General features: G+C 50.9%; 20 protein-coding genes. 11 read left to right on the forward strand and 9 right to left on the reverse strand.

The window, feature by feature from the left end:
* Positions 1–653, forward strand: a 653-nt coding sequence (locus AAF564_08595; protein ID MEM8485595.1) for a glucosidase, incomplete at its 5' end; no start/stop codon positions are given.
* Positions 654–737: 84 nt separating this feature from the next.
* On the opposite strand, the gene AAF564_08600 is transcribed toward AAF564_08595, so the two are convergent.
* Positions 738–2,528: a T9SS type A sorting domain-containing protein gene (locus AAF564_08600; GenBank protein MEM8485596.1), complete on the reverse strand. Its 1,791-nt coding sequence runs from the start codon at positions 2,526–2,528 to the stop codon at positions 738–740.
* A gap of 106 nt (positions 2,529–2,634) precedes the next feature.
* Positions 2,635–4,983, reverse strand: coding sequence for a tetratricopeptide repeat protein (locus AAF564_08605; protein MEM8485597.1), 2,349 nt, complete (start codon positions 4,981–4,983; stop codon positions 2,635–2,637).
* Positions 4,984–5,323: 340 nt separating this feature from the next.
* Between AAF564_08605 and AAF564_08610 the strand changes: the two genes are divergently transcribed.
* The 3 genes from AAF564_08610 (at position 5,324) to AAF564_08620 (ending at position 10,362) form a co-directional block, all read left to right on the forward strand.
* Positions 5,324–8,476, forward strand: coding sequence for a glycosyl hydrolase (locus AAF564_08610; GenBank protein ID MEM8485598.1), 3,153 nt, complete (start codon positions 5,324–5,326; stop codon positions 8,474–8,476).
* A gap of 31 nt (positions 8,477–8,507) precedes the next feature.
* Entirely contained in the window at positions 8,508–9,131 is a 624-nt protein-coding gene (locus AAF564_08615) for a phospholipase (protein MEM8485599.1), read from the forward strand.
* 109 nt (positions 9,132–9,240) lie between these two features.
* Complete coding sequence (locus AAF564_08620; GenBank protein MEM8485600.1) at positions 9,241–10,362, forward strand: DUF3179 domain-containing protein; 1,122 nt, start codon at positions 9,241–9,243, stop codon at positions 10,360–10,362.
* A 1-nt stretch (position 10,363) separates the two neighbouring features.
* Here AAF564_08620 and AAF564_08625 read toward each other — a convergent pair whose 3' ends face one another.
* The 3 genes from AAF564_08625 to AAF564_08635 all read right to left on the reverse strand — a co-directional run bounded on the left by AAF564_08625 (position 10,364) and on the right by AAF564_08635 (position 12,541).
* The gene (locus AAF564_08625; GenBank protein MEM8485601.1) at positions 10,364–11,683 is read right to left on the reverse strand and encodes a TRAP transporter large permease subunit; all 1,320 of its coding nucleotides are present in this window, start codon (positions 11,681–11,683) and stop codon (positions 10,364–10,366) included.
* The gene (locus AAF564_08630) at positions 11,680–12,243 is read right to left on the reverse strand and encodes a TRAP transporter small permease subunit (protein MEM8485602.1); all 564 of its coding nucleotides are present in this window, start codon (positions 12,241–12,243) and stop codon (positions 11,680–11,682) included. Before AAF564_08630 ends, AAF564_08625 begins: the two co-directional genes overlap by 4 nt.
* 124 nt (positions 12,244–12,367) lie before the next feature.
* Positions 12,368–12,541, reverse strand: a complete 174-nt coding sequence (locus AAF564_08635) for a DUF6435 family protein (protein MEM8485603.1) — start codon at positions 12,539–12,541, stop codon at positions 12,368–12,370.
* A gap of 2,988 nt (positions 12,542–15,529) precedes the next feature.
* Between AAF564_08635 and AAF564_08640 the strand changes: the two genes are divergently transcribed.
* Entirely contained in the window at positions 15,530–16,600 is a 1,071-nt protein-coding gene (locus AAF564_08640; protein ID MEM8485604.1) for an alkane 1-monooxygenase, read from the forward strand.
* Positions 16,601–16,611: 11 nt separating this feature from the next.
* Here the strand turns inward: AAF564_08640 and AAF564_08645 are convergent, their stop codons facing one another.
* The 3 genes from AAF564_08645 to AAF564_08655 all read right to left on the reverse strand — a co-directional run bounded on the left by AAF564_08645 (position 16,612) and on the right by AAF564_08655 (position 20,098).
* Positions 16,612–17,988, reverse strand: a complete 1,377-nt coding sequence (locus AAF564_08645) for an AAA family ATPase (GenBank protein ID MEM8485605.1) — start codon at positions 17,986–17,988, stop codon at positions 16,612–16,614.
* A 128-nt stretch (positions 17,989–18,116) separates the two neighbouring features.
* Positions 18,117–18,770, reverse strand: a complete 654-nt coding sequence (locus AAF564_08650; protein ID MEM8485606.1) for a uracil-DNA glycosylase — start codon at positions 18,768–18,770, stop codon at positions 18,117–18,119.
* 14 nt (positions 18,771–18,784) lie between these two features.
* Positions 18,785–20,098 carry an Nramp family divalent metal transporter gene (locus AAF564_08655; GenBank protein MEM8485607.1) on the reverse strand — a complete coding sequence of 438 codons (1,314 nt, stop codon included), beginning with the start codon at positions 20,096–20,098 and terminating at the stop codon, positions 18,785–18,787.
* A gap of 150 nt (positions 20,099–20,248) precedes the next feature.
* On the opposite strand from AAF564_08655, the gene AAF564_08660 reads away from it, so the two are divergent.
* From AAF564_08660 to AAF564_08680, 5 genes are all read left to right on the forward strand, one after another.
* Positions 20,249–20,962 carry an alpha/beta hydrolase-fold protein gene (locus AAF564_08660; protein MEM8485608.1) on the forward strand — a complete coding sequence of 238 codons (714 nt, stop codon included), beginning with the start codon at positions 20,249–20,251 and terminating at the stop codon, positions 20,960–20,962.
* 121 nt (positions 20,963–21,083) lie between these two features.
* Positions 21,084–22,046, forward strand: a complete 963-nt coding sequence (locus AAF564_08665; protein ID MEM8485609.1) for a hypothetical protein — start codon at positions 21,084–21,086, stop codon at positions 22,044–22,046.
* Positions 22,047–22,083: 37 nt separating this feature from the next.
* Positions 22,084–23,472: a hypothetical protein gene (locus AAF564_08670; GenBank protein MEM8485610.1), complete on the forward strand. Its 1,389-nt coding sequence runs from the start codon at positions 22,084–22,086 to the stop codon at positions 23,470–23,472.
* A gap of 27 nt (positions 23,473–23,499) precedes the next feature.
* The gene (locus AAF564_08675) at positions 23,500–24,327 is read left to right on the forward strand and encodes a GMP synthase (GenBank protein ID MEM8485611.1); all 828 of its coding nucleotides are present in this window, start codon (positions 23,500–23,502) and stop codon (positions 24,325–24,327) included.
* An 11-nt stretch (positions 24,328–24,338) separates the two neighbouring features.
* A complete protein-coding gene (locus AAF564_08680) occupies positions 24,339–25,268 on the forward strand; it encodes an alpha/beta hydrolase-fold protein (protein MEM8485612.1) in 930 nt (309 codons plus the stop codon).
* Between the two features lie 9 nt (positions 25,269–25,277).
* Here the strand turns inward: AAF564_08680 and AAF564_08685 are convergent, their stop codons facing one another.
* Entirely contained in the window at positions 25,278–25,679 is a 402-nt protein-coding gene (locus AAF564_08685; protein ID MEM8485613.1) for a hypothetical protein, read from the reverse strand.
* 154 nt (positions 25,680–25,833) lie between these two features.
* Here AAF564_08685 and AAF564_08690 point away from each other — a divergent pair, with 154 nt between their 5' ends.
* Complete coding sequence (locus tag AAF564_08690) at positions 25,834–26,763, forward strand: HEAT repeat domain-containing protein (protein ID MEM8485614.1); 930 nt, start codon at positions 25,834–25,836, stop codon at positions 26,761–26,763.
* Positions 26,764–26,807: the final 44 nt, after the last annotated feature.

Here is a 26,807-nt window from a genome sequence, read left to right on the forward strand (position 1 = left end):
ATCCGCATAAAAATGAAGGGCGGTGCCTGCTCTCGCTTGTAAATGAGAAACAGCTGCGGCGCATTCTAAAGCGTATGCTAGACGAGGACCAATTCCTCTCAGACTACGGCCTCCGGGGACTCTCGAAAGAGCACGAAGACAATCCGTTTGTGATAAATATTGACGGCAATGTTCACTCGGTCGAATATGAGCCGGCAGAATCAAAAACCTATCTCTTTGGCGGCAACTCCAATTGGCGGGGGCCCATCTGGTACCCGGTCAATTATCTCATGATCGAGTCGCTCCAGAAGTTCAATCACTACTATGGCAATGCGTTCAAAGTAGAAATGCCGGCTGGCTCCGGAGAAGAGAAAAACCTGTGGGATGTGGCGTCTGAAATTTCAAACCGGCTGGTTAAACTCTTCCTGCGGGATGAGTCTTCCGGACGCCGGCCTGTATACGGCGACACAGATTACTTCCAGTTTGATCCGCACTGGCGCGACAATATTCTGTTCTATGAATACTTCCATGGCGACAACGGTGCCGGCATTGGCGCGAGCCATCAGACCGGGTGGACAGCGCTCGTAGCCAAGCTCATCCAGCAGTCTGGGGGCCTGGCTCAACAGGAGAAGCAACAGGAATCAAGCAAAAAAGAGCCGGCACCCACGGTATAAACACACAAACTAAAAAGGGCGTGGCTTGCGCATCTTTCAATACGCAAACCACGCCTAACTTTGCACTGATCACAGGAACAGGGTTTAGCGCATAAGTACAGCGCGCTCGGTGTGTTGTGTTGCACCTGAAACTATCCGAATGAAATAAACGCCGTTAACGGCTCCGGCGCCATCCCACGTCATGTTGTGCTTGCCTGCAGGCAACACGGCGTTGTGCAAGGAAGCAACCTGGCGGCCAAGTAAATCATACACTTCAACAGCCACGTGCTGACTAGACGCGACATCCAGCTGCATATTTACCCGAGAAGCGAATGGATTGGGATAGGGTGCTGACACGGTAAAACCACTGGGCAGGCTTGCTACAGATTCCGTGCTAACCGACACCTGGCCACCGGAGGAAAAACGGGCCATAAAAATGTCATTCTGGCCGGCGCCAAACCTTATATCTTCGCCCGTGCTGTAGTCCACATCCAACTCACCGCCAAAACCACCAGTTAGTACCACATTGTATAAGGAGTCAAAAGCGACGCCATGGCCGCCGCTTAATCCCGTTGACGGCAAACTGAACATGGTTCTGAATGCCCCGAGGCTATCATAGCTTGCCACAAAGACATCTGACCCAGAAGTTGAAGAAATGATAGCTGTATCCAGGCCTGGATCAAAGTCGACTTCACCAATGTGTGAACCCGTGATAAAGCTCACGCCGTCTTTATCAGTAAACACATCTTTGGATTCACTGGTACCGCCTTTAAACACATTCGCAAATCTGAGTTCACCAGTTGGTTTGTAGCTTGCCAGAAACGCGCTGCCCAACGCATCAGCTGAGCGTTGAACCAGATCACCATCGCCATCAGCATCTTCCGGGTCATATGCAACGACACCAACGCTTTCACCTGACATGTAGATATTGTCTGCAGCATCTATTCCCAATTCAACCTTGCGCTCGATCACAATACGGTTGGCAGTATCGTAGGTGTATACAAATCTGAAACGGCCGGCATCGTCGTAGCTTACCAGGTACATATCAGACAACGACTCAGCGACGCGAATCTCCGTGTCGCCATCTCCATCTTTGTCCTCCGGATCAAAAGCCACTTCGCCGACAAAGAAACCGGCAACATATACATTTTTCTGTGAGTCAACTGCGATACCTGCTCCATAATCGAGACTCGGACCGCCAAATCCGTATGCATAACGGTACGCACCAGTTTTGGTATAGCTGGCAATGAATACATCAGAATTGCCGTTATTCGCCAGCACACCGGTTGTGTCTGCGGGATTGAAATCGAGTGCGGTTACATAGTGTCCCGTCACATAAACATTGTCGTCTTCATCCAGCGTAACGGCATATCCATTCCCGTTGGATGTATTTTCACCGCCCGCCGGAGACACAGCAAACTGTACTTCCCCATTGCTGTTGTAACCGGCTATAAAGAAGTTGCCCGAAGTGCCCAACTCTCCCATTGGATCCGGATCAAAATCGAGATACCCAAACGGTTGGTGGCCTGTGATCACAAAAAAACCATCAGGCGCCACAGCGATGTCGCCAACCGATTCATGGCTTGCAAACGGTCCACTGATACTGAATGCAAAGCGCATCGTACCCAGTGGATCGTATGAGGCTACAAATGCATCCGTGTTATTATTTGCCAGAAAACGTTGGCCGGCGCCCGGATCAAAATCCAGTGTATCTCTGAAATTTCCTACAAAATAGGCGTTGCCTGCCTTATCCATTTCAACCTCAACGCCGAGGTCAAATGACGTCCCGCCAAGGCTGTGTACAAATTGTGCGTTGGCCGGCAGAGCAACACAAAGCAATAGCAGAAGCAGACAAACAGACGTGGAACGTGGGGATATGTGGTATAAATAATTCATTTCTCTTGACGCGTATAATTGATGAACAAGGGAACTCCAATTCATCTAGCGACAAAAAAAACAGATTGTGGACACGGCGAATATTATGTGCCACAAACTTGGCTGCTCATCCGCGGGGCAGCATTATTTCGAAGGTTGTACCTTTACCCGGCACACTCGAAACACCCATCTCGCCACCATAACTCATGGTTACGATATCGTAAGCAAGCGACAACCCGAGGCCTGTACCTTTGCCCGTAGGTTTGGTTGAATAGAAAGGCTCAAAGACTTTTTTAGTAACCTCATCGGGTATCCCTGGCCCATTGTCATGCAGACGAATAACCACGGCGCCAAAGCGAGAAACGGTCTCTATGGTAATTTCCGGTTGATAGGCCGCATGTTCAGGTGATTTCTTTTTCTCACACACAGCATAGATAGCATTGTCAATCAAATTCACCAGGACACGCCCGAGCTCCTGCGGCGCGAGTTCATAGTCTCCAATATGGGCATCAAGTTGCTGCTTAACGGTAATGTCGCACGCATGTTTTGTTTGCTTGACCCCATAAAATGACAGCTCAACTATTTCCTGCACAAACGCATTAATATTGGTGGGCAACCGCTCCTGGCGCGTCGCGTTGGCGTGCTCAAGCATACTCTGTACAATACCGTCAGCACGGTGGCTGTGCTCGTTTACCTTTTGCGCGTTAAACGAAAAGTCCTGAATAATCGACTCAAACTTATCGGCCACATCTTCTACCTTCTGCTCTTTGCCTTCGTGGATTTCAGTGATCAATTCCTGTGACAGTTCGACATTGAGTTTGGAAAAGTTGATGATAAAGTTCAGCGGATTGCGAATTTCATGGGCAACGCCGGCCGTGAGTTGCCCCAACGAGGCCATTTTCTCCGAGTGAATAAGCTTTTGTTGCGCACTTTTCAGGTCGTGATGTACAGCCTGCAAATTGGTGTGCGCCACGCTTTTTTGTCGGTACAGCCGATACGCAAAGAGCGCAAGGCCTAGCAACAGAAAAAAAGCAAGCAACATGAGTAATATCAGCCGTTGTTGGCCGGCCCGGTCTCGTTCCAGGCCTTGAATTTTCAGTTGCTGCTCCTGGGATTGAAACTGGGTACGCAGCGCAGCAAGGACTGCTTCATTCTCTTTATTGAAAAGCGAGTCGTTAGCGGCTTTAAACGCTTTATGCGCATCCAGCGCGAGCTCGTATTCACCAAAACCCTCGTGGAGCAAATAGAGCTCTCGGTAGCCCTTCTTTTTCAACGGATCAGCCTGAATCTCCTCGGCAATGGCGAGCCCACTCTGAAGCGATTCAAGTGCTTCGTCATAATGTGCCTGTCGGCGATACAGCTGGCCGGCATCAATTTCAACAGTAGCCAATCCTTCTTTTTCACCCAGGTCTTCGTACAAAGCACGGGCATCCTCATAACTTGCAAGTGCCCTGCTCACATCCCTGTTTTCCATGTACGCCTGCCCCAGGTTATTCAGGATTCTGGCCTGGGAAGACTGATCGCCAAACGTGCGGTAAACATCAAGCGAGGCATTGTAGAGCGAAATAGCTTCGCTTCGCTGGCGCTGCTCCAATCGAATAGAGGCCAGGTTCGCACGCGCATCGGCACTACATTTTGCCTGCCCTGTCTGCTGGCACACTTCGATTGACCGGTTGTGATAACTTACAGCTTCGTCTTTCTCGCCAATCAAATCGTAAAAAATACCGATGTTACACAGGGCGAGGCCGGCACCAACATAGTCTTTGTGCGCCTCGTGCAATTCGAGTGCATCTGTGTAGAAACCCAGTGCTTCTCCAAACCCACCCTTCAGGTCATACACAATACCGACATCCAGAAATATTTTACCTACGCCTGCAAAGTCGCCGGCGCGTTCATAAAAACCCATCGCATCAGCAAACAAATCAAGCGCACTTTCAAGATCACCATAGCGATAACTCACTTTACCCAGGCTGTGCAGCACGTATGCTTGTCCCGCAGCATCTTCATGTGCTTCCAATACGGTGAGCGCCTTCATGAATTGTGTTTGTGCATCTTCCAATGCCCCATCATTGAGATACAATTCGCCGCGGAGCATGTCAGCTTTCGCATCGATCAGCGCATTTTCTGCCAGATGGGCCTGCTGGCGCAAATACCCGTATTGCGCGCGTGCAGCATCAATCATCCCCTGCACGAGATAGGCCTGTCCGCTTCCGTAGTGTAAATCAGCACGTTGTAGTGCCGTTGGGTTGACGTCTGCGATACCATCCAGTGCTTTCGCATACTGAATTGCCTGCTGCGGATCTTTCCATGCCAGCTCTACCACCAAGAGGCGGTGTATCTCAACCCGATCCAAACCAACAGCCGTTTCAAGGCGGCTTTCAAGGCTATCCCTCACCGATTGCGCACGCGCCTCCTCTGCCAGCAACGGGACAAGCAGTAATAAAATCAAGCGTATAAAAATGGAGGCGCGGGACATACAATTAATGCTGGATTCTCGGTAATTGCCGCACGAACTGATACAGGTTGGCATTACTCAAAGCGCGCTCAAATTAATAAATACGACAAGCTTGCGCTAATTCATCACATAACACGGCAAAACAACGTGTAGATGGCGACTCTTGCTGCCTATAACAACAAGCCAAATGTAATATCAGATCTGCACCAAAAAACAGAAAGATGCCTTAATAAGATGACTTGCCTATATTGCTACCCGGCAGGGGGTATAGACATCAACCATCCATTTGTCAACCACCGGCCGGGGCCTTTATTTCATAGCACCAATTCCCTACCAAAATGCCCCTCATCGGGCCTGCACCATGCAAAAAACACACTTTCCCTCCGTGATCTTTTCAAAACCCTCAGTTTCGTCTGGCATCATGTTGATGTTGCTCATCCTGTCGATTTTATTCCCGAGTGAGAGTCAGGCACAGCAGTATGATGAATCATCCTACCAGGCGTTGCAGTACCGGAGCATAGGCCCGTTTCGTGGCGGGCGGTCTGCGGCAGTGACAGGGGTTGCCGGCAAGCCCATGTTATACTATTTCGGCGCTACAGGCGGTGGCGTTTGGAAAACAACTGATGGCGGACAATCCTGGCAAAACATATCAGATGGCTACTTTGGTGGCTCAATTGGCGCTGTTGCGGTAAGTGAATGGGATAACAATGTGATGTATGTGGGTGGCGGTGAAAAAACAGTGCGCGGCAATGTATCGCATGGGTACGGCATGTGGAAATCAATTGATGCCGGCAAAACCTGGCAATCGATTGGACTGGATGCATCGTATCACATCGCGAGAATTCGCATCCATCCCAAAAACCCGGACCTGGTGTATGCTGCAGTGATGGGAAACCTCTACAAAGACACGGAGGAGCGCGGCGTATATCGCAGTAAAGATGGCGGCGAAACGTGGGAACGCATCTTGTTTGCTAACGCCGGCGCTGGCGCAGTGGACCTCATCATGGACCCTTCAAATCCACGGGTCTTGTATGCCAGCACCTGGAAAATCAGGCGAACACCCTATAGCCTGGAAAGCGGTGGCGAAGGATCCGCGTTGTGGAAATCTACCGATGGCGGGGATAACTGGGAAATGCTAAACAACAAAGAGGGCATGCCAGAGGGCTTGATGGGCATCATTGGCGTGACTGTCTCGCCGGCCAATCCGGAACGCGTATGGGCCATCATCGAAAATAAAGAAGGCGGTGTCTTCAGGTCAGAAGACGGTGGAGAAAGCTGGCAGCGCATTAATAGTGACCGTAACCTGCGCCAGCGTGCGTGGTATTACACCCGCATTTATGCAGACCCGGTCAATGAAGACAAAGTTTACGTTGCAAACGTTCAGTTCTGGCGCTCCAAAGATGGCGGAAAATCTTTTGAAAGCATCAGTACCCCGCATGGCGACCACCATGACTTGTGGATTGCACCGGAAGATACCGACCGCATGGTGATCGGGGACGATGGTGGCGCGCAGGTCACATACAGCGGCGGCATCAACTGGTCGACTTATCACAACCAGCCAACCTCCCAGTTTTACCGCGTCACAACCGACAACAATTTCCCCTACCGCATCCTGGGTGCGCAGCAGGATAACTCGACAGTCCGTATTCCGAGCCGCACCAATGGCCGCAGTATTACCGACCAGGATTGGACCTCCACTGCCGGCGGCGAAAGCGGCTTTCTCGCGCCACATCCCGACAACCCGGACCTCGTTTACGGTGGATCGTATGGTGGCTATTTGCAGCGATTTGACCATGTAACGCGCGAATCCCGCACCATAAACGTTTGGCCAGATAACCCAATGGGTGCCGGCGCTGAGGACATGCGCATCAGGTTTCAATGGAACTACCCAATTTTCTTCTCTCCTCACAATCCCGATGTGCTTTATACAACGGGCAACCAGGTTTTCAAAACCACAACCGAGGGACAGAACTGGGAAGCCATCAGCCCGGACCTGACGCGCAATGATCCGTCTACCCTTGGTTCATCCGGCGGCCCGATTACCAAAGACAACACCAGCGTGGAGTACTACGCAACCATCTTTTCGGCGCTCGAATCTTATCATGAACAGGGTGTCATGTGGACAGGTTCGGACGATGGGTTGATGCACATTACCCGCGATGGCGGTGCAAACTGGGAAAACATCACTCCTGATGCCCGCATCATGCCAGAATGGATTCAGATCAACAGCATCGACATCGATCCATTTAACGCCGGCGGCTTGTATGTGGCAGCCACGATGTATAAACATGGAGACTTTGCGCCGTATCTCTATAAAACAGAGAACTATGGCGCTTCCTGGAAAAAGATTACCAATGGCATCGATGACGAACACTTTACCCGTGTAATTCGTGCGGATCCCAAACGCGCCGGCTTACTCTATGCTGGTACTGAAAGCGGGATGTACATTTCGTTCAATGATGGCGCCAACTGGCAACCCTTCCAGCTTAACCTCCCGGTTGTACCAATCACCGACCTTACCCTCAAAAATGACGACCTGGTTGTAGCAACCCAGGGCCGTTCGTTCTGGGTTATTGACGACCTGACACCTTTGCACCAGCTATCAGACGACATTGCTGATGCGTCGTTGTGGCTGTTCAATCCGCGCCCGGCCTACCGTTGGCGGGGAGGTGATGGGGAGGTGAGCGACGCCGGCCAGAACCCACCAAACGGCGTTGTCTTGCGCTACAATCTTACTGAAGACGTTGCTGCAGAGGAGGCGGCTACAATCCACATAATGGATGGCAATGATGTGCTGATCCGGTCGTACACAGCTGCAGACGACGACGTCCCGATGGAAGCCGGCATGAACCAGTTTGTATGGGACATGATGTACCCAGAAGCAGAAGGGTTCAAAGGTATGATCATGTGGGCTGGCAACCTGAGTGGCCCCAAAGCCGTCCCGGGACCCTACAAAGCACGCCTGGTGGTAGGCAATGATTCAATGACAACAACATTTGAAATCAAAAAAGACCCACGGATCAAGGCGACGGTAGCCGACCTGCAAAGCCGGCATGTTTACGTTGCTGAAGCAAACCAGACCCTGACAGAAACGCACCAGGCCATCAAGCGAATACGCGACATACGCACCCAGGTGGATGACATCATCACACGCGCCAGTTCGTATAACGAAGCAGAGGCCCTCAAAGAATCAGGCAACGCTATGCTTGAACAGATGAAGGCCATCGAAGAGACGCTCTATCAGACAAAAAACCAGAGCCGGCAGGATCCTCTCAATTTCCCGATCCGATTAAACAACAAACTGGCAGCTGTAAAAGGAACGGTACAACAAGGTGAGTACCGACCAACAGATCAGCAAGTAGCAGTTAAAGAGGATATTACCGCAAAAATTAAAGTGGAACTGGAAAGGCTCGACGCGCTGCTTGAGCAAGAACTGCCAGCATTTAATAACATGGTACGCGACCTGCAATTGCCGGCTGTTTTTGTGGAGCAGAAGAAAAAACCGGCCATGTAAGGTGGAACGTATAAAAAAACACGCTATCACCGTGCAAAAAGCTGCACGGTTTTACACCATAGGAGAAGCAAGCAGCAACACAGAATCTCTGTGGTTTGTGCTACACGGCTACGGTCAGTTGGCGAACTATTTCATACGCCACTTTGAGGCCATTGACAATGGCAAGCGACTGATCGTAGCACCGGAAGCGTTATCCAGATTCTACGTGGGGGGAGAATACAAACGGGTAGGAGCCAGTTGGATGACAAAGGTCGAGCGGGCGGATGAAGTTGAAGATTACCTACACTATCTGAACCAGGTTGCTGACCATATCACCCGAAGCTTTGCCGGCCCGGTGCCCCCCATAACCGTGCTCGGTTTCTCTCAAGGCGCCACTACAGCCTCTCGCTGGGTTACCCTCGGCAACCTGCCGGCAAAGAAACTCATCCTCTGGGCAGGTACAGTGGCTCATGACCTCGATTTCGACAAATACACACCCACACTTAACGCCTTGAATCCATCCTTCGTGGTTGGGGATAAAGACTACTACATCACACCCGAACGCCTTGAACAAGAAAAGGCATTCTTGCAATCACACAACCTCAAAGTTGACTTTATCCCCTTCGCCGGCGAGCATCGATTGAATAAAGAAGTGCTACAGTCAATAGCTGACTAACTTTGGCATAGAAGGATAGACCCCTCAATTATTCTGGCACGCTCACCAGTAGTGTTACAAAATGCCCAACTGATGCACTAAACACATAAATCAGTTGACGTTTTTTGCCATGTACCCTTCCCTATCTCTTGCTCGACGCTACACTGCAATACGTGCCATACGCTATCTTTTGCTGCCTGTCTTTTTATTGGTGGGATGTGATGCAAACGAAACGATTCCCGAGCCAATTGAACCGGAGGTCAGCGAAAACTGCATTATTGCCACGCAAGAATTTGCAAACAGCACGGGCATTGACGCCATTCCGGCGCTCGTAGACCCCAACCTGGTTACAGCTGACGAAGCAACCTATCTCCGCAATTCGGATTTGGTACTCGGACTGCAGAATGGCGACTTCATCGTTGCTATTCCCCACAACATTTTGTGGTGGCACGAAATTGTCAATTTCAGCAACACCTCACCCCAACTTGCCGTCACGTTCTGCCCGCTTACTGGCTCTGGACTCGCCTTTGACCGCAGCCGTGTCAACAACCTCGACTTTGGTGTATCCGGTTTATTATGGCGCAACAACAATGTGATTTTTGATCGCTCAGAAGACACCTTTTCCTTGTGGTCACAAATGGGGAGCGTGGCACTTTGCAGTTCTGAAGGCAATCCGGGCAAACGGCTGCCACCGTATCCGCTTGTAGAAATGACCTGGGGTGGATGGAAAGACCTTTATCCGGAAACCTTTGTGGTATCTGAATCAACCGGCTTTAGCCGCAATTATGAAATCAATCCGCTTGGCAGCTATACTGAGCCGGATAATACTACCCTGTTCTGGCCCATGCCAGGACCAGCAGACGATCGGCGCTTGCCAAAAGAACGCATCCTTGGCCTCCCGGATGAGAAAGGAGGCCTCTCAATTCCGCTTGATGAGTTGGAAAAATCTGGGCATCATGCAGTCCTGCATGTGCAGTACAAAAACCAGCCGGCCGTCATATTTTTTGATGCCGGCCGGGCCTCTGCCTGGGCCTTCTGGCTGGATGGCACACATGTCGACAGAAATTTCGCCGTTCAGGAAAACCGAATTGTAGATACGGCAACTGAAACAACCTGGCGCGTTGACGGCACAGCAGTTGACGGGCCATTAGCAGGAGCAAAGCTTACGCCTGTCGCAGAAGCCTATGTATCTTATTGGTTCGCCTGGTCCGTATTTCAGCCAGAGGCGATCCTGTGGCGTACTGACGGCTAACTTAGAGCAGCCAGGTAACCAGTTCAGGAAAGAGGATGATGAGCAAGAGACCTATCAGTTGGATGATAATAAAGGGAATAGCGCCACGGTATATATCGGCTGTTGTCAATGTAGGCGGTGCAACCCCCCGCAGGTAAAACAAGGCAAACCCGAAAGGCGGCGTCAGAAAAGAAGTCTGCAGGTTCATCCCGATCATTACCCCAAACCAAACGAGGTCGATCCCAAGTACAGATGCGGCCGGCACAATCAGTGGCAATATGATAAAGGCTATTTCAAAAAAGTCGATAAAAAAGCCCAGCACAAAAATCACCACATTGGCAACGACCAACAGACCTATCACACCACCGGGCAAATTTGTGAGCAAGTCTTCAATCCAGAAATCGCCGTAGAGCCCACGAAACACCAGCGCAAAAGCGGTCGACCCGATCAAAAGAAACAACACCATGGACGTCAGACGCGTTGTAGCATCCATCGACTCAACCAGCGCTTTGAGCGTCAGCCGCTTGTTAACTGCGGCGAGAACCATAGCACCCACAGCACCAAGTGCGCCCGCCTCTGTTGGCGTTGCAATGCCCGCGAAGATGCTTCCCAGCACAACCAGGATAAGCACAAGCGGCGGCAGCATCACCAGCAACACCCGTTTCAGTAGTTCGCTTTTCGACAATAATCTTTCTTCAGGCGGCAAAGCCGGCGCTTCTTCAGGCCGCATCACTGCTACAACCATGGTGTACCCGGCATAGAGTACCGCCAGCATAATACCCGGAACCAGCGCCCCTTTGAACAAATCCCCAACAGAAATCCCCAACTGATCTGCAAGTACGACGAGCACAACGCTTGGTGGAATAATTTGTCCAAGCGTACCCGAGGCTGCAATAACGCCGGAGGCCAATCGGCCAGAATACCCATAGCGCAGCATAACAGGCAACGAAATCATCCCCATGGCCACTACAGAAGCCCCTACGACACCCGTGGCAGCAGCAAGCAAGGCCCCAACAAAAACCACAGCCAGCGCAAGCCCACCTCGCATGGTGCCAAACAATTGCCCGATCGTTTGCAGCAAGTCTTCTGCAAGCCGGGATTTCTCCAGGAGGGTGCCCATAAAAATGAAAAACGGTATGGCAAGGAGAACATAGTTCGACATAACCCCAAAGGTCCGGTCGGGTAGGGCCAACAGGAGGTTCCAGTCAAATAGTCCTGCTTCCACGCCAATAAAGGCAAAGAACAAAGCCGTTCCGCCCAGGGCAAAAGCAACGGGGTAACCGAGGAAAATCAACGCAAGTGCAGCCACAAACATCAGTGGCCCTAGGAGATCCGGGCTCATGCTTCACCTCCCACAGTCAGCTGTTCTTCGCCTGTAGCAGCATCTGTATTTCGCAGAATCGCTACCTGGTGAATGACCATAGATACCCCCTGTAAAATGAGGAGTATAAAGGCAATTGGGATAATGGTTTTGATGGGATATCGGGGTAAACCGCCGGGATCAGGAGACATCTCCCATACAGACCAGGAGTTCACAACAGAGGGCCACGACATGATGAGCATCAGGACGCAGAAGGGGAAGAGAAAAAGAAGCGTCCCGAGAAGATTGACCCAGGCTTTACCGCGCGCTGAGAGCCGGCCATAAAACACATCGACCCGCACATGCTTGTCGTGCCGCAGTGTATAGGCGGCCCCCAACAAGAACAGTACACTGAACAGGTACCACTGCAGTTCGATGTAAGTATTGGAGCTCATGCCCCAACCAGTGAACCTGTCAATGTATCGAGCAAGCGCATTGTACGCCCCAATCAACACCATAACCAGTGCAAGCCAATAGACCAGCTTGCCGATTCGTTCGTTGAGACGATCAATTTGAGAAGCAACACGGAGCCACAAACGCATGTATCCAAAGCGGGTTGGTGGAATGTAGACACAACACGTATCTACGATCTGCGTAATTTACTACGCGCCGCTCCGAAGTCCAACCGCCGTACCGCAACCATAAACAGGGCCGCGTGCAGAGAACCTACTGTTTGTCCCTGATCGCTTCAATTTTGGTCCACACCTCTTCTGCTTGCGCAGAAATGGTAGCAAACAGCTTAATATCACCCGAACGCTGGGCATCACGGGCTTTTTCCAGTAACTGGTTGTATTCTTTTTCGAGCTTCTTGGTCGGATTCTTTTTGAATAAACTCAGCATATCTATAAACCAATTTAGTTATCCAGTTAGCAAGATCCAGGGGGATGAAGTCCGGTCAGCATAAACCTGACGATGCTTTCCGGATTTTGCATGCGGATTCAGCTTGCAGTCAAATGAGTTACACGGCAGCAGGAGATTGTACCTCACAGGTTTTCACCTTTTCTGGTGCAGAGACTCTGTTTAAAACTGCGCGCTGGTGGGGCTGTCGTAATGCACAAACCTAAAACTACACCTCTGGTACCATAGGCAAATACTACCACGGTACCATTGAAATAGCGTACAGGGCCTATTGGCAAAAGTATCAGGGTCCGTATTATGGTAGCAAGATCACACGCCGCAGAAGGCGTGAATGAAATTGCACATCTTCGATATAGGGATGGAGGACACTGGAGGGGTAGAGCCTCCATCCCTGCACTTCTCTCCAAAGCAACCCACGTCAAAAGGCTACCTGTTAAATTGCTGCACGGACTTTCAAGTCTGTGCTTTTTTTGTTTAACCCAACTTTCGCAATCCCCAAAGTACCTGGCCGGCACCACCCCTGCGGGAGTAGTTGCGAATACAACAGGCAGGGTACGAGAATACATATCCGGCGGCATAGAATAGCTGCCAGTTGCCCGTATCATATACACAAGTTCAAACGCCGCTCAAGGCGTGCTTAAAATTGCACATCTCTATTAAAGGGACGAAAGCCATCTGGAGGGGTAGCGCTTTCGTCCCTGCACTTCTTTAGGCAGGTTCGACTTTTCAGTTTCAGTGCCGGCTACCTTCATCCAGCAACACTGCAAGACCAATTACATGCACAGGCGATAACGTCCATGCGTTTTAGTTTAACGCAACCTTGTTTAGGCGACGAGGCCTTAAACGCCGGCATCACCTCTCAAGGAGTAGCAGCAAATACGACAAGCAGGGTAGCAGATTGCATATACGGCAGCATAGAAAAACTGAATTACACTCGTATTATATACACAAGATTTCACGTCGGATGAGGCGTGTCATTTTGAACACTTCTCTTTTCAAGGGACGGAGGCCATCTGGAGGGGTAGGCCTTCGTCCCTGCACTTCTTTAGGCAGGTTCGACTTTTCAATGCTCGCAGCATCGCGGACACCGAGCCCATAGCGATACAGTCAACAGCTCTTTATTCTATTACAACCTCACAGCATGCGACCTTCCGCATGTATAGTACTGAGGTACCAGTATAATCTTCTTCCTTAGCGCCAGCAACTTGGGTTTGTTACGGTATATCTCGCGCAGGGGAACGGCGTATAATACATTAAACAACATGCCGGGTGAGGCATGCTGTTTTGCTCACATCTAAGAAAAGGGACGAAGGCCATCTGGAGGGGTATAGCCTTCGTCCCTTCATCTCTTCTACTGCCACGCAGAAAGCCTGGCAGTCTTTTTTTGGGCTTGTCTTTAGACCGGGATCAGATTAACCATCAGATTAGGTAAGTTTTTGCTAAAGAGTTTCGCCAGGTCTCCGATATATGTATTAGGCACATCTCTCAAGAGGACGGAGGCCACAACGGTGGGGTAGGCCTCCGTCCCGCACTTCTCTCTATCAATTTCATCTCTCACGAAGGCTTTAGTATAAAGGTACACGAACCCGAATCGGTGCGAAACTGCTCCTGTTCAGGCTGATTACCGTATCGGCAAGCTATTTTGAGACATTAGCCCGTCTTTAATCCCTTTTTTTCAAGGATTCCACTTTTCACACCCACGGTTCGCAATTCCTTATTTTAGCATCTCAATTTGATACATTGAACCACTTTTTTTAGCAGCTCCTGACAAAGCCCGATCAAGCCACAAAACCCTATTTCCCGAAAAGCCGCATTTCAGTCTAAAATGCGGCTTTTTCAAATTTAGCGTCCCTGCACACGCACAAGAAAAAAGTTTGGCACCCTAAATGAATGGCTATATGCAGATTCATGTTGTACTAAATTCACCCGGCGCGTAAGTAGGCTGTGCATAACTTTTGTTCTTTTTGTGTCAGCCGAAAAAAATTACGCCACCGCCTGCGGGCGGAGTGAATCTGGTAGTACTTCAGCAAAGCGATTGACAAAAAGAGCTGAACGTTCTTTGCAGTTTTGTCTACACAGGCGCGCTCAATACACGCTATCTGCGCAGCTACTTCCCCCCAACTTCACCCCGTAGCAGCGAAGAAATGATCGGCGTGTATCAGGATCAGGAAAGCGCAAATGAACAGCTTAAGATACCCCAGTCCGATAAGCCGTTAACGAGCAGTCAAATGCGCCAAAGGTGCAGCCCCGCTGTGCCTAATGTAGAAGTGAGATTTGCAATCGCCGGGCTAAATTACAAGCGTTCAAACAAGGACACACCTACCGCCCAGAAGGTAGATTCTTTGAGAAACTGATATTCCCAAATTGCTGCTAATACCGGGGGGCAAGCAGCAATAGTAGAGGACCGGCCGGGACCTAGTCCTGGCCGGACTTCGCCACTATTGACTCCTCTGGTATCTGTAACAGCCTGTCTGCTTCAAAGAAGCGCGCGCATGTTACAAGAGACAGCATCAACATTGCTGCTTTAATCGGGGGGCAAGCGGCAATGGTAGAGGACCGGCCGGGACTTAGTCCTGGCCGGACTTCAACCCGACTCCATCACAGAAGGAGTCCATCACAGAAAGATTTCCCTGGCGCATTTGAACACGCGCCATTCGAGTTTGCTGCTAATACCGGGGGGCAAGCAGCAAAACTAGAGGACCGGCCAGGACCTAGTCCTGGCCGGACTTCGACCTCTGAAGTCCTCGAATATAGAAAAAGATTTATAGATTTCAATATTGCTGCTAATACCGGGGGGCAAGCAGCAATTCAAAAGCCAACCAGCTTCTGCTGGTTGGCTTTTACTTTTTATATGGCTTGCCAAAGATCTTCTTCAGAACGTGCAGCCGACAGCAAGGCAGCGAAAAAAAGCCGGCTACGTTGTACCTTATAACTTGCACCCGCTAACCGGCCACGGAAGAGCCTCCTTGCATGACTGCACGCATCAAACTTCTGAAATACCTGAGCGCTTTCACACTCCCCCTGACAATGGCAATTGCCCTGAGCTTGGGCGGCTGGTGGAGCTTTTTGCCATTTGTTTACGTTTTCGGACTTATTCCGGGCGTTGAGCTTTTTCTTAAGCCACAACCCATCAACCTCACTGCAGCAGAAGAAGCACTCGCCAAGGCCGATCCATTTTTTGACTGGCTACTCTATCTCACCATCCCTACACAACTCGGTTTTCTCGCCTGGTACCTGATCAGCATCAACACGCATGCTTTTGAGGCCTTTGAATATGTTGGTCTTGTATTATCCATGGGTATTATGTGCGGCGTTTTCGGAATTAACGTTGGGCACGAATTGGGGCACCGGACCAAAAACCATGAAATCAAGCTTGCTAAAATTGCACTGGCAAGCTCCCTCTACATGCATTTCTACATTGAACACAACCGCGGCCACCACAAGCGGGTTGCGACGTACGACGACCCGGCAACAGCACGGCTTGGGGAGAACATTTTTGTATTCTGGATCAGAAGCATCACCTTCAGCTTCCTGTCTGCCTGGGAGATAGAAGCAAAACGGTTGAAAAAAAAGAGCCAGCCCTGGTTTTCGTTGCACAATGAAATGCTACAATTTATGTTCATTCAGGCCTGCATCCTGATTGGCATCGCAATCCTATTTAGCATCCAAACCATGGCCTTCTTTATCCTGGCTGCTTTGGTTGGTATCCTGCTCCTGGAAACTGTCAATTACATTGAGCACTACGGTCTCCAGCGCACCTTAAAAGAAAATGGACGGTTCGAACGCACAAATCCACATCATTCGTGGAATTCCAACCATGTGATAGGACGCCTGATGCTTTTTGAGTTGTCGCGGCATTCTGATCATCACTACGAGGCAAGCCGCAAATACCAGGTGCTCCGCCACCACGATGAGAGTCCGCAAATGCCAACGGGTTACCCTGGTATGATGGTGATGGCCCTTATGCCTCCGCTCTGGTTTTATGTGATGCACCGCCGGCTTGACGCAATAAGTACCGAAGTAGAACCCACTGCGACCTAAGCAGGGTTAACTCACTTGGCTCCCCCTTCTTTCTTGTAGCGTTCAAGCCGCTTCTGAAGCCCTTCTTCACCATCACGTTCACGTTGCTGTTGCAATCGTTCGGCAACGTCTTTTTCATATCCCATCTCCCCAGGCTTGTAAAAATAGGTACCCTGCATTTCGTTGGGCAGGTATTGTTGCGGCACATAATGGTCGCGAAAGGCATGGGGATACGCATACCCTTCACCATGCCCCAATCCTTTTTTGTCCCGACTGCCATCTTTTAAGTGGTTAGGGACATCATGTGAAAGCTCTTCCTGGACAAAATGGAGTGCATCGAAGAAGGCCAGCGAGCTATTGCTTTTTGGCGCGGTAGCCAGATACAGGCAGCACTCAGCCAACAGAAATCGCCCCTCAGGCATGCCCACGTACTCAAAGCCTTGTGCAGCTGCCGTAGCAATTTGTAATGCGCGTGGATCTGCGAGGCCGATGTCCTCTGCAGCAAAAATGAGCATCCTCCGAAGAATGAAGCGCGGATTTTCGCCGGCGTAAATCATACGCGCCATCCAGTACAATGCAGCATCCGCGTCGGAGCCACGCAAGCTTTTGATGAAAGCACTGATGGTATCAAAGTGCGCGTCGCCCTCTTTGTCATACAGCACGGCCCGCTGCTGGATACTGTCTTCAGCCACTTCAAGGGAGATAAATAGCTGCCCCGACTCATCTGGCGGTGTGGTTTCTACAGCAAGTTCGAGTGCGTTCAACAGCGAGCGTGCATCGCCATTTGCAGTAGACACGAGGTGCGCCAACGCTTTAGGGTCAATAACTACGTTGCGATCGCCAAACCCGCGCTCTTTGTCGCGGAGCGCCATTTCGACCACCTGAAAAAGGTCTTCTTCCGTGAGGGTTCGGAGCTCAAAAATGCGAGACCGACTCACCAGCGCCTTGATCACCTCGAAATACGGATTCTCTGTAGTCGCACCAATAAGTACAACCGTTCCGTTTTCCACATGCGGCAGTAATGCATCTTGTTGCGCCTTGTTGAACCGGTGCACCTCATCCACAAACAGGATCGTACGTTGCTGATGCAATGAAATACGCTGTTGCGCTTTCTGGATAGCTTCACGAATATCCTTAACTCCGGCCAACACCGCATTCAGCGCAAGAAAGTGGGAAGAGGTGGTATTGGCGATAATACGGGCAAGCGTCGTTTTACCTGTCCCGGGCGGGCCAAAGAAAATGAGCGATGAAATACGATCTGCCTCGATGGAACGCCGCAACAACTTGCCGGCGCCAAGAATATGCTGCTGCCCAATAAACGTATGCAAAGACCGCGGCCGCATGCGATCTGCAAGGGGCGCATTTGACATCCTGTACCGTTTGGCAGCTTCCTGAAAAAGATCAGACATTCCAGACCCGGATTACAAAGTTCTAAAAATGTTTTATAAACATTGATGGTTTACAAAGAACAGCCCAACAAACTAATCGTCAAGCCAAAAAGATAAAATATGCCCGGGCATCTCCGTAGCCCGCAACACTAGACAGGCCCAAGTTGCAGTTCTTCCAGTACCTCCTGTATACCGGCTTCAAATATCTTTGCGCCCCCCTGCGAAGGATGCCGGATGTAGGTACACGGCACATCAATTTTTGAAAACGCATATTCCGCTTTGCGACCAATTGAAAGCACCTTTTCCGGCTGCATTACGTCAATAATTTGCTTTAACGTCTCCGTATAGACCTGTACCTCCCGGTTGCCTGGATTCCGGATGGACAAAGGCTTGTCGGGTTTATACGGATGAAAGGGTACGCTATTCCACGTAAAAAACTGCGGAAAATAAGGACCAAGAACGCGCCAATATATTTTTGCGGTATATTCGCCGTGTGGCTTTTCGGCCAGGCTGGTTGCATCACCGTGAATAGGAAAACCTGGATCAACCAGCATCGACTCACTTACGAGGGGCACTCCAGAAAACCGGCAGCCCCACGGACCAGGTGCTTCTGCCAGCAAGAAAATGCGTGGGCGCTCCTTGTAGCAAGCCAGGTAATTTTTAAAGTTTTGCCGGCGAGCCTCAATGGCATGCGGCACATCAAAAGCATCCGAGCGGTCATTGTAAGGATTGAACAACCCTTCGCTGGAAGGCATCGGAAAGATATTTGACGCAATGATATCCCAAACAGGCTGCAATAACATAACAACGCGTGGGTTTAGGGGAAGATGGTTAAAAGGGAGCGGTAAATCGCTGGCCCGCCAGTATACAGAAAAAACAGGATAACGCCCGACAAAAACACCACCGTCAGCCGACGATTTTTAAGTGCTTCGCCCACCCAATCTGCCCGTCCATTCAGAACAATCAACACCAGAGCAACCATCGGCATTACGAGGGCACCGTAAATGGAATTGAGCTTTTGCACCAACTCAAAGTCGTACAGCAGACCAACCATTGGCACAAGCGCAATCACCAGCAAATACGTACGGTAGTGCCGGCTTCTCACATCAATTTTCTTCCCGACGTCCTGGTCATCAGGGCCGCTGTCAAGCTGTTTCCTGCCCTTGTGCGCGATCTGCATGTAGTCTGCAAACATATATGGCACCGATTGCCATACGCCGAGCATGCTGGTAAACATGGCAGCCCACGCACCAACCAGAAACACCTGCTGCCCTTTGTCTCCAAGTGCCTCACCAAGTTGGCCGGCCAACGAAACAACAAGCGTCGCACTCGCCTGCCGATCCAGGTCACTTTTGCTGGCAATAATAATCACAGCAAGCCCAAACAGTGCCGTTACCGTGTAGGCAATAGCCAGGTCAATCCGGCAAGTCGCCAATGCCCCTTCCCCCTCTCGGCCTTCTTCACGGATCCAGTACCCATAACTGAGAATGGTCAACGTGCCGCCAACACCTCCCATTAATGCGAGGGTCCACCCGATACCCTGGTCCACATCATTCACCATGTAGACGGGAATCTCCGGTTTAACCATGCCAACTGCCACTGCGCCCCAGTCGGGCTGTACAAGCACAGCAGTTACCACAACGAGCACAAACATGACACCAACACAAACACTCATTACGCCCTCAAACAACCGGAAAGATCCAACCCAAACCAGTCCTAACCCTAACAGGCTGTGGACAATACCGAAGACTATTTTTCCCTGCTCAGGATCATCAAAGACAGGAAACAACGCATAGGCGGCAACACCGCACGCGCTGATGAGAGATGAGCCTACTCCCATCGTCCACACAAGGAAATAGCTGATAAAAAAGTACTGCGCCGGCTTGCCCAGGCGGAGCATTGCGCCTTCAAGCAGGGTTTGCCCGGTAGCCAATTGCCACCGCGCGAGCCCTTCGGTAATCACGTATTTTATAAACGCACCAAGAACCACTGCCCACAGCACAGCTACCCCAAGCTTGCTGCCGGCAAACGCGCCGGCTGCCAGGTCGCCGGCCCCAACACCTGTTGCAGCTATGAGTATCCCCGGACCGATTGTGGCCAGCAGAATGCGCCTGTTTTTCTGTTTTGTCAACGGGAGTGGTACATTAAAAAATGGGACGCCATGCCACCGGTGCTGGCATCGAAGTGAAAGCTTGTAAATAAACACTTCAAGAAGCAAAAACCAAAAACGCTAAGTGCGGTTTAACTGGGCCGCACTACCTCCCTATTGCCCACCTTACCTATGAACCGCGAACACATCAAGTGGTACAGCAACCACCTCGGCCGTGACATGGAAATGCTGCGTTTTGGTCACGCCGGCACCCCAATCCTTGCCTTCCCATCTAGCCTCGGCAGATTCTTTGAATGGGAAGATTTTGGGATGGTAAAAGCCCTTGACAAACAGCTGTCAAACGGACACAACCAACTTTTCTGCGTCGATTCAGTGGATGCAGAAAGCCTGTACAACAAAGATGTAGACCCTTACACCCGTATCAAGCGCCACCAGCAATACGAAGGGTACATCGCAAATGAAGTCCTGCCCCACATCCACAACACAGCCGGACAGCAGTTTACCATCGCGGCCGGCGCAAGCTTTGGTGCCTACCACGCCACAAACATGGTACTCAAGAGACCCTGGGATTTTGGGAAGCTCATTGCACTCAGTGGGATTTTCGACATCAAGTCGCAACTCGACGGGTTTTACAACGATGACGTCTACTTCAGTAACCCGATTGATTTTTTACCCAACCTGAGCGACGAAAATACCCTGCATGCCATCCGGCAGAATCATATTATTCTGAACACTGCTGAGCACGACCCCTGCAAAGATGCCAACCTGCACATGAGCCACGTGCTCAACACAAAAGGCATCAACCACACACTCGACCTGCGCGACGGTGTCTTTGGTCATGACTGGGACTGGTGGTGCCAGTTCATCCAGCAGCACATTGCCTGATGCCGGCCAGCCGGCGCTTTAAAACCCACATTGTTACAGTAATCTGTGCACACGCTATTTGTCGTTTGTGATCGTGTGCTATTCCTACCTTACCAACCCTGCATCGTACCCGCACAAGCACATGGCTACCAAAAAAATTAAAAAAATTGGCGTACTCAGAGGCATGGAAACCACGTTTCCAGATGGCCTCATTCATCATATTAACGACACGTACGGCGACGCCGGCATCCACGCGGAGTTTATCCAACTGGATACCATTCAAATGGACAAAGACCCGGGCTATGCTGTCATTCTCGACCGCATTTCTCACGAAGTGCCGTTCTACAGATCCTACCTCAAATGGGCTGCATTAAAAGGGACCTACGTCGTAAATAACCCCTTTTGGTGGAGCGCTGACGACAAATTTATCGACAACATTATTGCAGAAGAAGCCGGCGTGGCCGTACCACGCAGTGCCATCCTGCCCCACAAAGACCACCTGCCAAATACCAGCGATAGCTCCTATCGTAACCTCAACTACCCAGTAGACTGGGAATCACTCTTTGCTTACATCGAGTTCCCGGCTTTCATGAAACCGCACGATGGCGGCGGTTGGCGCGGCGTAACCAAAGTGCACAACCGCGAAGAGTTCTTTGAGGCATACGACGAATCGGGCGTCGACTGTATGATGCTTCAGGAAAATATTGATTTTGAAGATTACTTTCGCTGCTATGGTGTAGGCCAATCCGAAGTACGCATTATGCGCTACAATCCATTGGCAGACAACTCACGGGCACGCTATGAAGAAATCGACCCATCACCTGTTGACCCTAAAATGCTGGCCAAGCTGAAGCGAGACGTGCTCGCCATATGCAAAGCCCTGGGCTACGACTTCAACACCGTTGAACTGGCGGTTCGCGATGGCATTCCCTACGCCATCGATTTCATGAACCCGGCGCCAGACGCAGATTATCACTCGGTAGGCAAAGAAAACTACGAATGGGTAATTAAGACGGTGGGCAAGTTTTTGGTTAAGATGGCCAAAAAGACCCGCCGTAAGAAGCAGTTTTCTGCAAACGGTGCACTCGAGCCAGCTGCAAAATAGCTGCTTTCCACCACCGATAAATCCCCGACAGGCGGCCATGGCGCAGCACCTACAACAGGCTATACACGACTTCCACTCGCTAATCGAAAAAGATTTTGGCGCAGCGGAAGAACAGCTCAAACTCCTGCAACATTTGCAGCATGAACGCAAGGTTACGTTTGGCGACCGCGCCATGGCACATAGCCTCCGCCCAACATTCTTGACGGAGGCAACCTACAACCTCGTCCAGGATCGCGTTTACCTGATCCGGCAGGCATTCCTGCATATTGCAGCGCGGCACTTCAACGATGTGCAACTCCTGAAAACGGAGCTGGGCATGGAGGATTGGGAGTTGGAGCTGGCTGCCATTCCAACCAAAGTGATTCGTCTCTCTGCGCTCTCAAGAATGGATTCTTTTCTTACCAAAGACTCCTTCAAATTTGTCGAGATCAATGGCGAGAATCCGGCTGGCATTGCATACCTGCATGAACTGGGAGAAATTTATCGGTCGCTGCCCATTTTCCAGCAATTCGAGAAAATGCACCCCGTACGCTTTGTCTCCCCGATGGAGCACACGCTGGCAGCATTATCGTTTATCTACCACGAGCAATTTGATGGTAAAGCAGAGCGCCCCGCCATTGCCATCGTTGACAAACTGGATGTACCCACGATCCACGAGTTCAATTTGCTACAGGCATACTGCGAACGCATGGGCCATCCTTGCGTGGTAGCAGATCCGCGGTCGCTGACGTGCCGGGATGGCTGGATTTATGCGGGTAACCAGCGTATAGATATCCTGTACCGCCGGCTTCTAATCAACGAATTTTACGAGATGAAAGATGAGTGCCGGGCCTTTCTGGAAGGCTACATGGCACAGAAGACGTGCTACCTGAACACCTTCCGCACCAAGCTCGTCCACAAAAAAGCCATCTTCAGTTTTCTGACCGATGAGAAGTACACGGATCAGCTTCCGCCGGAGCAGCAGTCTGCGATCCGGCAGCACATCCCGTGGACACGTATCTTGCGGCCGGCAAAAACAACTTTCAGGGGCTTGAAGATCGACCTGATGGAATTTGTCAGAAACAACCGGGCCTATTTTGTTATCAAACCGAACGATGCGTATGGCGGTGATGGGGTAACGCTGGGATTTGCCGTATCACAGCAAGAATGGGACGAGGCTATTGAACGCAGCATAACTGACTGTTTTGTTGTCCAGGAAGCCGTCGATATTCATAAGGAGCCGTTTCTGGTAAATACGGATAAAGGCTGGGATATGGTGCCAACTATCATCGATCTCGATCCTTATCTGAATGGACCGCTTATGGGTGGATGCCTCACGCGTACATCAGCCACGAACTTGGCAAATGTAACAGCCGGCGGCGGTACATTACCCATGTTCATCCTTCGTCACACCTACGACGACCAGAGCTTTCATTTGGCAGACTAGACCGGAAGCTGTTTTACTTTCAATATCATGCGTGTAGCCCTTATAGATCTGTATAACGGAGAGCCCAACCTGGGTATCCAGGCCATCAAAGACCTGGTGAACCGATGGGGTAAACGTGAACTCGATACGTCCCTACAACTGGACCATTTCGAAACACGGAAAACCGGCGACGTACCGGATTTGAGCTACGACGCTTATTTGCTATCAGGCGGCCCCGGCAGTCCTTTTGACGGAGAAGGCACAGCATGGGAAACAGCCTATTTTGAATTGGTAGGTGCGCTCTGGCAACACAACAAGCAGAGCCAGAGCGATCCGAAATACGCGCTCTTTATTTGCCACTCCTTCCAGATGATGTGCCGGCATTTTGGCCTGGGTGACGTTGTACAACGTAAATCCACATCGTTTGGTGTATTTGAAACGCATCAAACCGCAGCCGGCCATACGGATCCGCTTTTCGAAGGACTCCAGGATCCGTTTTACGTGGCTGACTTCCGCGACTGGCAGGCTATACAACCTCGCACAGAAGTGCTTGGCAACCTGGGCGCAAGCGTGTTGGCGCTCGAAAAGCAGCGACCACATATTCCGATGGAACGCGCACTTATGGGCTTCCGTCTTTCAACAGAAATGGTCGGCGTACAATTTCATCCTGAAGCTGACCCGGCGGGGATGCTCGTCCATTTCCAAAAGGATGCGCGACGGGCAGCCATTATCAAAACGCACGGCGAAGAGAAATTCAACCAGATCATCAGCCGCCTCGAAGACCCCGAGTTTCTGCTGCATACTTACCAGCGCGTAATTCCAAATTTCCTTGCAGATGCAGTGGCCGCTCGCAAAGGCATGCCACAAACCGCCTGACACTTCCAAATATGACGCGACGCGATATTCTCGCCCGGCACAGGCAAAGCCTGCAGGGCACCTTGCGGGCCTGCTACCTGCCTTCCCCGGCACTGGGAATAAACAAATCTTTCTATGTTTACGAGCCCCCCGGCTTCAACAAAAAAATGCCGCTGCCGCTACTCTACCTTTTCAGGGGGCACGAGCGTGAATGGGTAAATATGGAAGAAGACAGTTCCCGACAGCACGCAACAGCCATCGAGGACATCGACAAAGCCATTGCATTACAAATGATTCCGCCAGTTCTGGTGGTTATGCCTGGCCTAAACAGCAGCAACAACCATGTCCCTTCGCTGGGTGTCAACATGGTGGGCACCTGGAGTGCATCCATGCGTGGCCTTGGGTCTGGCAAGTTTTGGGAATACCTTACCAAAGAGTTTTTTCCGGCGGTCCACAAGCGTTACCCGGCTGCCGGTAGTAAACGGCTTGCAGCAGGTTTCTCACTTGGCGGTTTTACTGCAAGTCTGCTGGCAATTCGGTGCCCCGACTTGCTTACACATGTAGGCATCTACGATGGCCTGTTCATGTGGCCCAGGCACCAGGATCCGCGGGCAACACCACTGTCTCCCGGCAACGATGCAGTATGGACCAAAGGAGCTATTTTCAACCCTGCATTTGGCACCCCCCGCGACCAGGCAGCGCTTGCCCGCTGGAACCCCACTGATACCCTTTCCAACACAGATGCCGGCCTTTACCAGAATACAGACTGGTGGGTAAGCTGCGCGCCTTCAGATGGACAGCACGGCAACCACGACCGGGCCAATTTTTACCATGAACTGCTGCAGGACAAAGGTATAACCCAACGGGCAGCAAACATAGTTTTTGACGAGCAGGCAACCCATAGCTGGCATTGGGCTGATAAATTCCTCTTGTACTTCCTTACAGATGCGCTAAATGGCTAGGTGTCGGCGCTAGAGGGTACGCCGGTTAAATTCATCGATCAGCTTCTCAACCTTGAGGCGGTGCTTGTGCGCAACGCTGAGCTTGATCTCATCATCAAAGTTACCAGGCATCGCCTTGAGCAGGTCGACTTTTTTGGGACGCACACAAACTTTGTCTTTGAACATTCCCTTTTTCACAACGATGTCTTCGATGGCCGCCGGCTCAATCTTGATTGTTTGCTCTTTTTCGCTGAACTCGCCGAAGAGCGACGTTGCAACGTCAAAAACCAGGAACTCCTCATCAAAATAAATATAGCCTGACACCTCATTAAAACCCACGTCAGGCAATTTAAACGGAATGTTGTTCATGTAGTAAAACGTACCAGTTACGTACTGCAGATTACTTGTAAATTGATTGGATACGGAACCCATCTGTTAAAAAATAATCAGATGGCAAGCACAATGTCACTTCTCTCAAGACAATTTACGTTAGATTTTTTGGGAGGATGCATGTTTTCAATCCTCCTTCATCTTATACCGGTACGATGATCTGTTGGGCGAGGTTCACACAACAGCTCTGATATCCATGCTTTATACCGTGTCTCCCATCCAGCGTATCTTCGCATCTACGATCCTTGCGGCTGTCATTATTTTCAGTCTGTCAGGCTGTAAAACAGCGTCGGTGCCGCCGGCTTCCTACTTATTGACGGGCAACGTCCACCAACAATGCCTCACCATCCTGCGTGAAGGCGTACAGGGAGACGAATTCTGGCCCTCTATACACGCGGCAGAAGCATTGATTAGAGAAGACTACGCCTTCGAAGCGACACCACTCATCGAAGCGCGTATGGGAAGCGAACGAGATCGCCGGCGTATTGCAGGCTACGCACGCGCCCTTGCTCTGACTGACTACAACCAGGGCATTGTGGCCCTGCAAGACATCCTGCTGTCAGACGACCTCGAGGCGCGTATTCTTGCTGCCGAGGCGATGTTTAGAACTGGACTTGTTGGCGATCCCGTGATCCTCGAACAGGCAACAGATCCTTCAAACAATGGCCGCCTGCGTGTTTTTGCGGCCGCTGCGCTTACCGTTACAGATCGCGCAAATATGCGAGATCTTGTCCGGGAAGCATTGGGTAGCAATGATCCGGCCGCTCGCTATATTGCAGCAGACGTGATACCGATCATCGGCAGCCTCGAAGAAGATGTGCCCACCCTGATCGACAAAAAAGACCTCGTAAACAGCGACTTTGAGAACCTGTATTTTGTGCGGGCACTCGCCATGTTTGGCCTCGAATCCGCGCGAAAAGAGTTACTTAGCTTCCTGAAACACCCCGATCCAACCATCCGCTCACGCGCAGCTTTTTCGATAGCAGAAGCATGGTATGTCGAATCAAGCAACCAGTTAATCCCGCTCCTCAAAGACCCCGCACTGGCCGTCCGTGTACGCGCAGCACAGGCCTTACTCACAATGGCAAACCCCAACTCGGCGTACAGACTCCTGCGCAGCAGGTAATCCAACAGTAGCGCTTCGCAAAAGGGTAAAAGTAACTTTCACGC

Source organism: Bacteroidota bacterium (genome assembly GCA_039111535.1).
Classification (GTDB): Bacteria; Bacteroidota; Rhodothermia; order Rhodothermales; family JAHQVL01; genus JBCCIM01.